Annotated in this window: 12 protein-coding genes; 3 read left to right on the top strand and 9 right to left on the bottom strand. The window is 64.5% G+C overall.

The genetic code is table 11. The annotated features are described in order from the left end of the window. Position 1: 1 nt before the first annotated feature. Complete coding sequence (cyoA, locus tag ACIGJG_RS26395) at positions 2–922, bottom strand: ubiquinol oxidase subunit II (protein ID WP_220630213.1); 921 nt, start codon at positions 920–922, stop codon at positions 2–4. A gap of 82 nt (positions 923–1004) precedes the next feature. Between cyoA and ACIGJG_RS26390 the strand changes: the two genes are divergently transcribed. Further along, the gene (locus ACIGJG_RS26390) at positions 1005–2405 is read left to right on the top strand and encodes an aminotransferase-like domain-containing protein (RefSeq protein WP_483673316.1); all 1401 of its coding nucleotides are present in this window, start codon (positions 1005–1007) and stop codon (positions 2403–2405) included. A gap of 7 nt (positions 2406–2412) precedes the next feature. Here ACIGJG_RS26390 and ACIGJG_RS26385 read toward each other — a convergent pair whose 3' ends face one another. Beyond that, a complete protein-coding gene (locus ACIGJG_RS26385) occupies positions 2413–2892 on the bottom strand; it encodes a hypothetical protein (RefSeq protein ID WP_483673315.1) in 480 nt (159 codons plus the stop codon). A 70-nt stretch (positions 2893–2962) separates the two neighbouring features. Between ACIGJG_RS26385 and ACIGJG_RS26380 the strand changes: the two genes are divergently transcribed. Together ACIGJG_RS26380 and ACIGJG_RS26375 are read left to right on the top strand one after the other, a co-directional pair. Continuing rightward, entirely contained in the window at positions 2963–4264 is a 1302-nt protein-coding gene (locus tag ACIGJG_RS26380; protein ID WP_235679737.1) for a DUF445 domain-containing protein, read from the top strand. A gap of 290 nt (positions 4265–4554) precedes the next feature. Continuing rightward, positions 4555–6336, top strand: a complete 1782-nt coding sequence (locus ACIGJG_RS26375; RefSeq protein ID WP_220630211.1) for a SulP family inorganic anion transporter — start codon at positions 4555–4557, stop codon at positions 6334–6336. A 96-nt stretch (positions 6337–6432) separates the two neighbouring features. On the opposite strand, the gene ACIGJG_RS26370 is transcribed toward ACIGJG_RS26375, so the two are convergent. The 7 genes from ACIGJG_RS26370 to ACIGJG_RS26340 form a co-directional block, all read right to left on the bottom strand. Then, complete coding sequence (locus ACIGJG_RS26370; protein WP_483673314.1) at positions 6433–6885, bottom strand: VOC family protein; 453 nt, start codon at positions 6883–6885, stop codon at positions 6433–6435. Continuing rightward, positions 6886–7782, bottom strand: a complete 897-nt coding sequence (gene fghA / locus ACIGJG_RS26365) for an S-formylglutathione hydrolase (protein ID WP_483673313.1) — start codon at positions 7780–7782, stop codon at positions 6886–6888. Between the two features lie 10 nt (positions 7783–7792). Then, a complete protein-coding gene (locus ACIGJG_RS26360; RefSeq protein ID WP_140950159.1) occupies positions 7793–8899 on the bottom strand; it encodes an S-(hydroxymethyl)glutathione dehydrogenase/class III alcohol dehydrogenase in 1107 nt (368 codons plus the stop codon). Between the two features lie 67 nt (positions 8900–8966). Next, complete coding sequence (locus ACIGJG_RS26355) at positions 8967–9782, bottom strand: TauD/TfdA dioxygenase family protein (RefSeq protein WP_220630207.1); 816 nt, start codon at positions 9780–9782, stop codon at positions 8967–8969. Between the two features lie 187 nt (positions 9783–9969). Then, positions 9970–10587 carry a TetR/AcrR family transcriptional regulator gene (locus ACIGJG_RS26350; RefSeq protein WP_245001805.1) on the bottom strand — a complete coding sequence of 206 codons (618 nt, stop codon included), beginning with the start codon at positions 10585–10587 and terminating at the stop codon, positions 9970–9972. Between the two features lie 224 nt (positions 10588–10811). Further along, a complete protein-coding gene (locus ACIGJG_RS26345) occupies positions 10812–13055 on the bottom strand; it encodes a xanthine dehydrogenase family protein molybdopterin-binding subunit (RefSeq protein ID WP_483673312.1) in 2244 nt (747 codons plus the stop codon). Continuing rightward, a complete protein-coding gene (locus ACIGJG_RS26340; protein WP_220630205.1) occupies positions 13033–13479 on the bottom strand; it encodes a (2Fe-2S)-binding protein in 447 nt (148 codons plus the stop codon). Before ACIGJG_RS26340 ends, ACIGJG_RS26345 begins: the two co-directional genes overlap by 23 nt. Between the last annotated feature and the right edge of the window lie 8 nt (positions 13480–13487).

Genomic DNA, 13487 nt, shown 5'->3' with positions numbered 1-13487 from the left:
CTTAGCGAATGGTCGCGGGGGTCGCGGAGATAGGGGTAGCCGGCGCGGGCAGAGAGAGCGCCGCTTGCAGCGTGGCCGGGTTGTCGGAGCGGCACACGCCGTCCATGCCGGGCATGTACTGATCGACCACGGCCTGGAACAGCCGCGGCGATACGCTGGCATACAGGGTGACCGGGTCCTTGCTGCTGGGGCGCTTGAGCGCGCCATAGGCGCGTTCGTCGAGCGCCTGGCCGGAAGCGCGGGCGCGCGCGATCCAGGCGTCGAAGGCCTCGCGCGACGTGGCGTACGTCTTGAAATGCATGTCGGAAAAGCCGGCACCGCTGTAGGCAGCAGAGCGGCCGTCGTAGACGCCCGGCGTGTCGGCCAGCAGATGCAGCTTCGTCTGCATGCCGCTCATCGCGTACACCATGCTGCCGAGCTGCGGGATGAACAGCGCATTCATGGTCGATTCCGCGGTGATGCGGAAGTTGACTGGCGTGCCGACCGGCACGGCCAGCTCGTTCAGCGAGGCGACGCCATATTGCGGATAGATGAACAGCCACTTCCAGTCCATCGCCACCACGTCGACCTCGACCGGCGTGACTTTCGCTTCGAGCGGCCGGTACGGGTCCAGCCTGTGCGTCGTCTCCCAGATGATGATGCCGAGCGCCGCCACGATCACGCACGGGATGCCCCACACCACCACTTCGATCGCCGTCGAATGGGACCAGCGCGGCGCGTACTCCGCCTTGGTGTTGGTCTCGCGGTAACGCCAGGCGAAGTACAGCGTGAGGACAATTACCGGGATCACGACCGTCAGCATCAGGCCGGTCGCCAGCAGGATCAAGTCGCGCTCCTGCGCGCCGACCGGGCCTTTCGGGGACAGCAGTTCAAATGAACAGCCGCCCAGCAACAGCGCGAGGGCGGCGATGGATTTGCGCATCTTTGACAAACCTTTGTATGGATTTACCTGGGGCGGTCGCGATGGTAAGGTAAGACAACATCCATACAAGGCAAACTTTTCGGTGACTATCAACCTACAAGAAAACCCTCATGTGCTGACCTGGGCGCGCGGGTTTTCGGCCGGCGCCGGCCCGCGCTACCTGCAGATCGTCGGCTTCCTCGAGCAGGCGCTGGCCGACGGCCTGCTGCTGCCCGGCGACCGGCTGCCGCCGCAGCGCGAACTGGCCGCCCGCCTTGGGGTGGACCTGACCACCGTCACCCGTGCGTTGAACGAGGCGCGGCGGCGCCGGCTGGTGGAATCGCGTGGAACGCTTGGCACTTTCGTCGCGGCACAGACCGCCGAACTGGCCCAGGTCGTCGATCTCAGCATGAACGTGCCGCCTCCGCCGGAAGGTGTCGATTTCAACGACGTGATGCGCTGTGGCCTGACGCAGGTCACGCTGCGCACCGATGCCAGCCTGCTGATGACGTACCAGCTTGGCGGCGGCAGCGCGTCCGAGCGTGCCGCGGGCGCGCAATGGCTGGCGCCGATGCTGGGCGCGGTCGAGCCTTCGCGTGTGGTGGTGTATCCGGGTGCGCAGAGCGCGCTGGCGGCGCTGGTCCTGGCGCACAGCGCACCGGGCGACGCCATCGCCGCCGAGCCGCTGATCTACCCGGGCATGCGCCTCGCGGCCGCCACGCTGGGCCGCCGCATCGTGACGATCGGCGTCGATGCCGACGGCATGCGCCCCGACCTGCTTGAGGCCGCATGCCGCAACGAAGGCGTGCGGCTGGTGTATCTGAATCCGACCTCGCAGAACCCCACCACGCACACCATGCCCGAAGCGCGCCGGCTGGAACTGGCGCGCATTGCCGCCGCCTGGGATGCGCTGATCATCGAAGACGATCCCTACTGGCTGCTCACGCCCGATGCGCCCCCGCCCATCGCGGCACTGGCACCGGAACGCGTTGCCTACGTATCGACACTATCGAAGTGCCTGAGCCCGGGCCTGCGCACCGCTTACGTCGTGATGCCCGGTGGACCGGAGACGCAGGAAGCCATGCTGTCCGCGCTGCGCGCCTTCAGCCTGATGGCGGCGCCGTTATCGATGGCGCTCGCGATGCAGTGGATACAGGACGGCTCGGCCACCGAACTGCTGGCCGGCATTCGCGCGGAAGCGGCCGCGCGTCAGGCCATCGCGCGCCAGTGGCTGCCTGGCTCCGGGGCGCTGTCACCTGCCGGCATCCACCTTTGGCATGCACTGCCGAGCTACTGGAGCGCTGCGCGGTTCAGCCGTGCCGCGCTCGATGAACAACTGCGCGTCACGCCCTCTGACGCATTCCATGAAGGGCCGACGCCGCCCAACATGATCCGCATCTCGCTCGGCGGCGCGGCGCAGCGTACGCAGCTGTCGATGGCACTGAAGCGGCTCGCGGACCTGCTGGCACGCAAGCCGCTCGATCAGGCAGCGGCCGTGGTTTGAAGGATACCTAGCCGTGCCGTTTCGGCAACCTGTCCCGGGCGGCTAGCGCAGCCAGTTGCCCGAGCTTTTCGAGCGCCATGAACAGCGCCATATCGCGCTGCGCCTGCGGCTTGCCGGCACGAAATACCGTCTGAACGGTGCCGATCAGGGTGTGATGGCGTACCAGCACGAACCCCTGGTTCAGTCCGCTCGACGTGAGCTCCGTGCAGGCTGGGAAGTCGTAGTAACCGACGCGCCTGAACAGCGCATCGGGATCGGTGTCGGCCACAATGGTGTCGAGCCTGTTTACGGCTCCATGGAGATTGGTGCAACCGCCTGCACTGCTTGCAGCCCCATGATCCCAGCAAAGGTGCGGGCAAGGGAATAGCACGATCAGGGTAATTGCGTCACGGCGCGGAGGCAGCAAGCCAGCGAGCCTGGCCTTGGCCGGGAATGCGGAGGCGATGAAGGCGCTGTTCAAGCCCGTGCAATCATTGCGCGGTACCATGCGCATTCGCCGGGGTCCACTGCGGGTCGCCGGCGGCAAGGTTATCCAGATTCCTGCAGGAGCCCTCGCCTTGAGTCTATTCGCGGATGATGACACCCGCCTGCCGCACGACGCGCCCGACCGGCCCGCCACGCCAGCACAGAACGGCCTGCGGCGCATGCGCATGACGGCAACCGCTATTCTCGCGGCCATGCTGGTGCTGCTGGTGCTCAGCGCACTGGGCCAGGCCTACTTTCCTTCGTACGCCTCGTGGCTTGCGTGGGTGCGCGCGTTTGCCGAAGCCGGCACCGTGGGCGCAGTCGCGGACTGGTACGCGGTCGTGGCCTTGTTCCGCCGCCCGTTCGGCCTGCCGATCCCGCATACCGCAATCATTCCGCGCAACCAGATGCGCATTGCCGATAGCCTGGGGAGCTTTGTCGAGCGGAATTTCCTCGCGCCCGAGCTGATTGTCGACCGGCTGCGCGCGCACAACACGGCAAAGGTGGCCGCCAGCTGGCTGGCCAGCCCAGCCAACAGCCGGACGCTGGCCGACCCGGTGGTGGATTCGCTGCCGGCACTGCTGCAGGTGCTCGACGACGACAACGTCGCCCGCCTGTTCGAGCGCAGCGCCCTGCCCTGGCTTCGCACGCTCGATGTCTCGGCCCTGGCGGGTAACTTGCTGCAAGTGCTGACGGAGCAGCAGCGGCACCAGCCGCTGCTCGATCGCGGCTTGCGCGCAATGGAAAAATGGCTCACGGCGAACGCCGGCGTGCTACAGGCCAAGTTCAGCGAGGCATCGCGCTATACACCGGTCCGGCTCGACGCCTACATCGTCAACAAGTTCGTCGAAGGCATCATCGCGCTGCTGCATGAAGTCCGCTCCGCGCCGGACCACCCGTTGCGGCAGCAACTCGACGAAGCCATGCAAGTGCAGATCGTCCGCCTGCGCACGTCCCCCCGCTACCGCCGTACGGGCCGGTCATGGATGCGCGACTTCATCCGCTACCTGAAGCGCGAAGACAGCTATCGCATGCTGTGGCAACGTCTGCGCCTGTGGCTCGGCAGCGAAGCGGCACGCGAGGATTCGTGGATGCGCGCCATGGTCGCCGACATGCTGGCGTCGCTCGGCGCGAGCGTGCGCGATGATCCGGCCCAGCAAGACCGGCTCAATGCGTGGTGGCTGCAGCTCGTCCATGCGGCCGTCATCCGCTACCGCCACCAGGTGCCTGCGCTGATCTCCGAAGTCGTCAAGAGCTGGGACCCCGACGAGATCACGAGGAAAATCGAGTCGGAGATCGGGCGCGACCTGCAGTTCATCCGCATCAATGGCACGGTTGTCGGCGGCACGGTGGGTGTGCTGCTCCATGCCGCATTGCTGTGGCTGGCGCCTTGAACTCGCATGCCTCACCGTACTTGTGAATTCCTGTCGAAGGCTTAGACTCTGTTGTCGGGCAAGTGCAGGTTTGACCGCTGCCGCGGCCCGAGTGCCGGGACCTGCTGGTGAGTCAAGGCGCCCATGTCCTTCACGGCATACAGGGACGCCCTGCTTCCCTTGCACCAGGAACTGATCAAGCGCCAGGAGCAGGGGCGCATCCGGCAAACGTCCTGCCCCGGGATTCCAAGATTGAGGGAAGGAGGTACATAGCCATGCCGCATCGCGCGCCGGGCGACCGGAAACTCCTCATGCCACGCCGTTGGGCTCGCGGCACCGCGAGCCTGCCGCTGCCCGGCTGGCTCCATGGCTACCACAAGGAGTGGGTAGCTCCCGATGTGATCGCCGGGCTGACCGTCGCAGCGGTAGTCATCCCGAAGGCGCTGGCCTATGCCACCATCGCGGGGCTGCCTGTCGAGGTCGGCCTGTACACGGCTTTCGTTCCCATGCTGGTCTATGCGCTGCTCGGCAGCTCGCGCTTGCTCAGCGTCAGCACAACGACGACGCTGGCGATCCTGGTAGCCGCGTCGTTTTCCACCCTGGGTCCCAATCCTGGCACTGCGACACTGGTGGCGGCTTCGGCAACGATGACGTTCCTGGTTGGCGCCATGCTGATTGCTGCAAGGCTTCTGCGCCTTGGCTTCGTCGCTGACTTCATCTCCGAGCCGGTGCTGATCGGCTTCAAGGCTGGCATCGGCGTCGTCATCGTGGTGGACCAACTCCCGAAGCTGCTTGGCATCCATTTCCAGAAGGGCTCGTTCTTCCACAACGTGCTGGGGATTGCGCAAGGGATTCCGCATGCCTCGCTGGCCACCGCGGCCGTCGGCATCGCGATGGTTGCGATCCTGCTGTCCATGGAGCACTGGTTGCCGCGCGCTCCGGCGCCGCTGATCGCGGTGGCCATCGGCATCATCGGCGTTTCCGTGCTGAACCTGCCTGCGTTGGGTGTGGCCATCGTGGGCAAGGTGCCGACCGGACTGCCGCCGCTCACGCTGCCCGATCCGGATCTGATGGAACAGCTCTGGCCCGGGGCACTTGGCGTTGCGCTGATGAGCTTTACCGAAAGCATTGCCGCCGGCCGCGCATTTGCGCAGAGCGGGGAATCGCCACCGCCGGCAAACCGGGAACTGCTGGCGACCGGCTTCGCGAACCTGGCCGGTGCGTTTCTCGGCGCCATGGCGGCCGGCGGCGGAACCACGCAGACCGCAGTCAACCAGATGGCGGGCGCACGGTCACAGCTTGCCGGGCTGGTGACTGCGCTGGCGTCGCTGGGCACGATGCTGGTACTCGCCCCGCTGGTCGGACTGATGCCCGAAGCCACGCTGGCCGCCGTGGTCATCGTCTATTCGATCACGCTGGTCAAGCCCGCGGAATTCCGCGCGGTCCTGCATGTCCGGCGCACGGAATTTAGCTGGGCGCTGATCGCCATGGTTGGCGTCGTTGCGCTTGGCACCCTGCAGGGCATCGTCGTCGCCATCATCATTTCCATGCTGGCGCTGGCCTACCAGACCTCCGACCCGCCGGTGTACGTGCTGGTTCGCAAACCGGGGACCAACGTATTTCGCCCGCGTTCCGACAGGCATCCCGAGGACGAGACGCTGCCGGGCCTGCTCATGTTGCGGCCCGAAGGACGCATCTACTTTGCCAATGCACGGCGCGTCGGGCACAAGCTGCGCGCGCTGGTCGCGGAATCCAGCCCTCGCATCCTGGCGTTGGACCTGGCCGGCGTCTCGGACCTCGAGTACACCGCGCTGCATATGCTTATCGACGCCGAAAGGCTGCTGCGCGAGGAAAACGGCGTGCTGATGTGGCTGGCCGGCCTGAACCCGGACGTGCTGGAGATGGTCCGGCGCTCGCCGCTCGGCGAGACGCTGACGCATGAAAGGATGTTCTTCGCGATTGACCTGGCCGTTGCGAGGTACGAGGCAAGCAGCGGCAATCCGCCTGCTGGCCAGGCGGCCAGCGCAGAGCGCAACCCTGTGGCGTCTGCTTCGAGAAACGATGGTACCGGCCCGTCGAAGCGGTCGATCTGAGCATCAGCATCGAAGGGCCGGGAAGGCAGGGATAGTCATAGCGCCCTGTGCCTGCCGTCCCGGCGCCAGAGCGCAGCCGCGCAAGCAGCAGGCAAACTAAGCGGACGCGAAGCAATAGGTACAGATCTTGTTGCCGTCCGGATCGCGCACATACGCCGCGTAGGCGGTGGGTGTAAAGCTGCGCGGACCAGGCTCGCCTTCATCCAGCGCGCCGAGCTTCAGTGCCGTCTCGTGAAACGCATGGACGGCGGCACGGCTTGGCGCCGCAAAGCTGATGGTGCCGCCATTGGCATAGGTCGCAGGCAGACCATTGCCCGGTTTGGTCACCATGAACGCCGGGACATCCGCCCCCCAAAGCGATGCGGTCTCCAGGTTCATGACCCGCTGGACACCGAGTGTGCCGAGCACTTCGTCATAGAAATTCCGGGCGCGTTCCAGATCGTTCGTGCCAATCACAACGTGGGTAAAGATGGTCATACTCATAGTTCCTTGGTTAAGAAGAAAAGAATTCCAGGCCACGGCAAGTCGCGCCAGCCTGTTCAGATGCATTTACCTGACCGTTGATGTCCGGGTCAGCATTGGGCGACTGCGCTCCGCCAGAATGCTGGCGTGAAAGTGGATGTGGTCGCCAATGAACGTACTGATGAAGTAATAGCCGTGGTCATAGGCCTCATGCCGCCGCAGGATCAGCGGCTGTCCGACGCTTGCACAAGCGGCTTCGAATGCCGCGGGGTTCAGTTGCGCCTCAAGGAATTCATCGCCGAGACCCTGGTCAACCAGAATGCCTTCCGGAAATGGCGGGCGCGTTTGCTGGCTCATCAACGCCGATGCGTCGTAGTCCATCCAGACTGCCCGGTCCGCGCCGAGGTAGCCGGTGAAGGCCTTCTGTCCCCACCGGCACCGCGTCGGCGCGGCAATCGGCGCGAACGCCGACACCGAGCGGAAGCGCTGCGGATGCCGTTGCGCCAGCACCAGCGCACCGTGTCCGCCCATCGAATGCCCGAAGATACCGACACGGTCCGGATCGACCGGCAGCTCGCGGCTCACGAGGTCAAACAGCTCCTGCGTGACGTAGCTTTCCATGCCCCAGTGCGTGTTCCACGGCGCTTCGGTCGCGTCGACGTAGAAACCCGCACCAACGCCGAAGTCCCAGGCATCGGCTTCGCCCGGCACGCCAGCGCCGCGCGGACTGGTGTCGGGGGCCACCAGGACCAGCCCGTGCTCGGCGGCAAAGCGCTGCGCACCGGCCTTGATCATGAAGGTTTCCTCGGTGCAGGTCAGCCCCGCCAAATAGAACAGGGCCGGCAGCTTGCCGCCACCGGCCAGCGCCTGTGGCGGCAGGTACACCGAGAATCGCATTGGCAGCCCGATGGTGGCCGATGCGTGCCGGTAGAAGCGCTGCACGCCGCCATGGCAGCCGTGTTCGGACAGCAGTTCGAGGGTCACGGCGCGCTCCTCAGTACAGCACCACCGAGCGGATCGACTCGCCGCGCTTCATCAGCTCGAAGCCTTCGTTGATGCGGTCCAGCGGCAGCGTGTGCGTGATCAGGTCATCGATGTTGAGCTTGCCGTCCATGTACCAGTCGACGATCTTCGGCACGTCAGTGCGCCCGCGCGCGCCGCCGAAAGCCGAACCCTTCCATTCGCGACCGGTCACGAGCTGGAACGGGCGCGTGGAAATCTCCGCGCCGGCCTCCGCCACGCCGATGATGATCGACTTGCCCCAGCCCTTGTGGCAGCACTCGAGCGCCTGGCGCATGACCTGCGTATTGCCGATGCATTCGAACGAATAGTCCGCGCCGCCGTCGGTGAGCTGGATGATGTGGTCGACGACGTTGCCCACGTCTTTCGGGTTGATGAAATGCGTCATGCCGAACTTGCGCGCCATCGCTTCGCGCTCGGGGTTCAGGTCCACGCCGATGATCTTGTCCGCGCCGACCATCTTCGCGCCCTGGATCACGTTCAGGCCGATGCCGCCGAGGCCGAACACCACCACGTTGGCGCCGGCTTCCACCTTCGCGGTGAAGATGACGGCGCCCACGCCGGTGGTCACGCCGCAGCCGATGTAGCAGACCTTGTCGAACGGCGCGTCGGGGCGAATCTTCGCGAGCGCGATTTCCGGCACCACGATGTGGTTGGCGAACGTCGATGTGCCCATGTAGTGGAAGATCGGCTTGCCGTCGATCGAGAAGCGTGAGGTGCCATCCGGCATCAGGCCCTTGCCCTGCGTGGCGCGGATGGCCTGGCACAGGTTGGTCTTGCGTGACAGGCAGAACTTGCACTGGCGGCATTCCGGCGTGTAGAGCGGAATCACGTGGTCGCCCGGCTTGAGCGAGGTCACACCCGGGCCGACATCGGTGACGATGCCCGCGCCCTCATGACCCAGGATCGCCGGGAAGATGCCTTCAGGATCGGCGCCGGACAGCGTGTAGTAATCGGTATGGCAGATGCCGGTGGCCTTGATTTCCACCAGCACTTCACCAGCACGGGGGCCTTCCAGGTCCACGTCTTCGATGGTCAGCGGGGCGCCGGCTTTCCAGGCGATGGCAGCTTTGGTTTTCATAGTCGGAGGATGTGGTTAGTCGGTCAGAGAAAGATCAGGTGCAGGAATCGGCTTGATACTCCGCCCGTCAGCGAATGGCGACGCGATGCATTCGACGCGGTTCGGGGTGGTAGTCGTTGACGGCGTAGTGCTGTGTGGCGAGGTTGTCCCAGACCGCGACAGACCCCTTGGTCCAGCGGAAGCGGACTTGCCACTCCGGCACCTTCGCCAGGCCGCTGAGGAAGCCAATGAGCGCGCAACTTTCGTCGTTCGTCACATCGCGAATGTGGGTGGTGTAGAGCGAGTTGACGAACGTCACCGGCTTGCCCGTGACGGGATGCTCAAGAATGACGGGCTGCTCGATCGGCGCATACTTTTCGCGGGCTGCCCGATACAGCGCCCCCGTTTCATCGCGCTTGCGGAGGTTGTCGGTCAAGGCCGGTGCCTCCCAGTTGTGGACGGCGCGCAGACCTCGCAAATGATCCTGCATTGCCGGTGAAAGCGAATCAAACGCCGCCGTCATGCTTGCCCACATCGTATCGCCGCCGGTTTCCGGCACGTCCACCGCATAGAGGCATGCACCGGCAGGCGGGGATGTCTGCCACGTCAGATCCGCATGCCAGATGTCCGTGCCTGTCCTGGTTCCCTGGCTGACGAGGAGCTCCACATACGGATTTTCCGAATGCGCGGGAAACGTCGACGAAACCGGCTCCACCCTTCCGAAGATCTTCGCAAAGCGAACTTGTGCTTCCGGCGTCAGATCCTGATCGCGGAAGAAGATGACCTGGCGCTCGGCAAGAATGGCGCGCAAGTCCTCAGCGTGTTGAAGCACCTGATCCGGATCGGCCAGGTTGATGCCGTGAATCTCGGAACCGATTGCAGGTGTGAGATTGTCGATTTTCATGAGTCGTCCTTCCTTGGTTTGTTCGAACTGCCTTTAATTTCCACTAGTGGCAATTTGTGGCAGTTTAGTTGGATCGGTCTTGCAGAGTCAAGCGCATCGGGTCGTTGGGCGCGCTGGCATCACCCTCCAGGCCCACGCCAATGACCGCCCGAAGGCATTGAGGTATCTCGAAGCCTTGCGCTCGCCTCTATTTGCGGGGGGTGACGGGCCCGCGTTTGCCATCAATGGCATCAGCGATCATGCCCGAGACGAACTCAAGGTAGTTGTCCACCTGTCGCTCACATTCCTTGCCCGGCCCAAAAAGATGTCGGAGCAAAGGTTGTGCCGTGGGGATAAACGCGGACACGCTCAGTATCAGCAGGTGTACGTACCTCGCATCGATGTCCGCACCTCGCGCATCTTCGAGGATCATGTCGGTCAGCTCCAGAGCGCGTCGGGTAATGCGTTGCAGCGCATCGCCGACCGCATCCTCTTCGGCTACGTCCTTGCCGTGATAGATCTCGCTAAGCGCCAGCCGCTCGAAATGCGGATGCTCTTGCATGAACTCCAGACGTAGCAGCAAGCGCTGATGGACGCGCTCGCGGACCGTGCCTTGCATGCGCATCACCACTTCCATGCGATCCTGCAACTGGCTCATCAGGTGTTCGGTTACCTCGCGCAGCAGGCCGTGGAGATCGCCAAAGTAGTACCGGACCAATGTCCTCGCGACCCCGGCTGCCGCCGCGATCTCGAGGATGGTCAGTTGCTCCGGCAGCCGGGTCTTCAGCAATTCCACCGTCGTCTGGAGGATGACCTGTTTGCCCACCGTATCCTCTCCCGTGGGCCTGCCGCTCACGCGCCGTCGCGCGGGCTTGCCAGCCGAGGATGTACGCTTGGTGGGAGTCTTCGTTGCCATATCGCAGGTAGTGATGGTGGAGAACGAGGGCCAGGGACGAACACTGACTTCAGCATGCATGTCGCCGCGGCCTGGCCGGCGTCCCGGCATTCTAGCAACTTCGTGATGTGCATATTTGTCGCCCCGGCACCGGACTACACCGCCTGGGGGAGCGGCATGGACCGGAACCGCCGTCCGGTTGCCTGGAACATGGCACTCGCGACAGCCGGCGCAGTCGGACCCAGCACCACCTCGCCGCACCCTTGCGGCGGCCGGTCACTGTCGAGAATGACGACCTCCACGCGCGGCATCTCCGCCAACTGCAGCAGCGGATAGTCATGGAAGCTGCTTTGCTGGACCGCCCCCTGCTCAAAGGTCAGCTGGCTCTTGAATGTGTTGGTCAGCGCAAAGCCGATGCCGCCCTCCACGTTGGCTCTGATCAGCCCGGGATTGACCGGACGGCCGGCATCGATGCCGCAAACGGCGCGCCTGAGCCTGACCTTTCCTGCCGTCAACTCAAGCTCCATCACGAGCGCGACAAACGTCTGGAAGCCCTCGCCCCGTCCTGTGTAGACGTTGAAGGCCATGCCGCGGAACACGCCGTTTGCTGGCGGGCGATCCCATTGCGCTGCACGCGCGGCCGCGTCGAGCACCCTGACGGCCAGTGGCTGGTCGGCGAGCAGCTTGCGCCGATACTGGTAGTCATCCATGTGCGCGGCCGAGGCAAGCTCGCTGACAAAGCTTTCCAGGAAGAAGACGCTGGAGGTACTGCCGACACTGCGCAGGAAGCTGAGCGGAATCGGCTGCTTGACATCGACGGCATCCACCAGCAGGTTGGGCACGCGGTAGATCAGGTCGTAGATCGACTCGACCATGGTTTCATCCCATCCCCCCACGGCCGCCATCTTTTCCTGCTTGATGACGCCATAGAGCGATTGACCGGATATTCGCGCGTGCATGGCCGCCGGCATGCCGGCTTCGTCCAACACCGCGCGGAACCGCCCCGCCGCACCGGGCCGGTAGTAGGAGTGCCGCGTGTCGTCTTCCCGGGAACGAATCACCTTGACCGGCCTGCCCACAGCCTTGGACGCCGTCGCGGCATGCAACGCAAAATCCGGCAAGTACTTGCGCCCGAAGCTGCCGCCGAGATAGACGGTATTGACGATCACCTTGTCCGCGGGAATGCCGAATGCCCGGCTCACTTCGCCGCGCAGGAAATCCTGTCCCTGGAAAGGCCCCCATAGCTCAATCTCGCCATCCCGGACATGCGCCGTGGCAACGACCGGCTCCATCGTGGCATGCGTGACATACGGAGACTGGTAGTCCGCGGTGATGACGGATGGCCTGGATTTCCGCGCGAGAATGGATTCGGGATCGCCAAGCCTTCTCGCTACCGGGGCACTGGGGCTGTCGAGCGCGGCGAGGAACTGCCGGGTGATCTGCTCCGAGGAGACATGCCCGGCGACACCCGCATCGAAATCGATCTCGAGCGCATCAGCAGCCTGTTTGGCGATCCAGTAGGACTCGGCCACCACGATGATGGTATTGGGTGTCGCAACCGGCCACAGCGACGTCGTCACAATGGCGCTCACCCCTGGCCTCTTGCGGACCTCCGCTTCGTTGCGAATGCGCACGATGCTGCCGGTCACGCTTGGCGCCATGCGCACCGCGCCTACCAGCATCCCGGGTACCTCGATATCCATGCCAAAGATGGCACTGCCGTCGACCTTGGCCGCGGTGTCCATGCGGCGAAGGTTCTTGCCGATCAGCGTCTGCTCCGATGGCACCTTCATCCGCGGCCGGGGACTGATGCGCAGCTTTGCCGCATCCCCGACCACCTCGCCATAGCCCAGGCTTCGCCCGGTGGCGGGATGAATGACACGACCGGTCCTGGTGATGCACTGAGAGGACCGCACTCCCATCCGCTTCGCGCCGGCGCGCAGCAAGACGTCTCTGGCTTGCGCACCGGCCAGGCGCATGCGCTCATAGAAGAACGTCATCGACATCGATGCGCCGGTGTACTGCTGCAATGGCTCTTCCCCGGCATCGTTCCGGTACGCGTCCCGTCCGGTAACGAACCTGACCGAGATATTCTCCCAGTCAGCGTCCATCTCGTCGGCGAGCACTTGCGGCAAGCCGGTATAGATGCCCTGGCCGAACTCGCATTGCGACACGCCGACAATGGTGTGACCGGATGGCTGGATCCAGATCCAGTCGCTGACCTCGACTTCCGCGGATGCCTGATCGGCCCCTCCGTCGTTTTTCGGGTAGACCACGCGTATTGCCAGGCTCCCGGCAGCGGGCAGCGCCAGCGCGGCTGCCACGCCCTTCAGGAGAAGTCGTCGCCGAGGTGACCGCACCTCGCTGGTGTTACCGCTATTTGCCTGCCGCGGCGCCATGGATAGCCTCCCGAATGCGATGATAGGTTGCGCAGCGGCACAGGTTGGTCATCGCCTGGTCGATCTGCTCGTCGGTGGGGGTCGGATTGCTCTTCAGCAGAGCCGCCGCGGACATGATCATTCCCGACTGACAATATCCGCACTGCGGGACATCCTTGTCGATCCACGCCCTTTGAATCGGATGAGACCTGTCCCTGGACAGTCCTTCGATCGTGGTGACCTGCTTTCCATCCACGGCCTTTACCGGGACGGAGCAGGACCGCATTGGCGCTCCGTCAACGTGAACCGTGCAGGCACCACACATGCCGATACCGCATCCGAACTTGGTGCCGGTGAGCTTGAAGTGTTCGCGCACCACCCATAGCAAAGGTGTTTGCGGATCGCCGTCGAATGTGACGCGCCTGGCGTTCAGCAAGAATCTCATTTCGCCTC

The organism is Cupriavidus sp. C1SS-2L (assembly GCF_057073735.1).
This window is presented reverse-complemented; position numbering and strand designations above follow the sequence as displayed.

Excerpts from the sequence above, each read along its gene's own strand:
- cyoA (WP_220630213.1), bottom strand. The coding sequence starts at position 922 with ATGCGCAAATCCATCGCCGCCCTCGCGCTGTTGCTGGGCGGCTGTTCA.
- ACIGJG_RS26385 (WP_483673315.1), bottom strand. The coding sequence starts at position 2,892 with ATGGTACCGCGCAATGATTGCACGGGCTTGAACAGCGCCTTCATCGCC.
- ACIGJG_RS26375 (WP_220630211.1), top strand. The coding sequence starts at position 4,555 with ATGCCACGCCGTTGGGCTCGCGGCACCGCGAGCCTGCCGCTGCCCGGC.
- ACIGJG_RS26370 (WP_483673314.1), bottom strand. The coding sequence starts at position 6,885 with ATGCATCTGAACAGGCTGGCGCGACTTGCCGTGGCCTGGAATTCTTTT.
- ACIGJG_RS26360 (WP_140950159.1), bottom strand. The coding sequence starts at position 8,899 with ATGAAAACCAAAGCTGCCATCGCCTGGAAAGCCGGCGCCCCGCTGACC.
- ACIGJG_RS26355 (WP_220630207.1), bottom strand. The coding sequence starts at position 9,782 with ATGAAAATCGACAATCTCACACCTGCAATCGGTTCCGAGATTCACGGC.
- ACIGJG_RS26345 (WP_483673312.1), bottom strand. The coding sequence starts at position 13,055 with ATGGCGCCGCGGCAGGCAAATAGCGGTAACACCAGCGAGGTGCGGTCA.
- ACIGJG_RS26340 (WP_220630205.1), bottom strand. The coding sequence starts at position 13,479 with ATGAGATTCTTGCTGAACGCCAGGCGCGTCACATTCGACGGCGATCCG.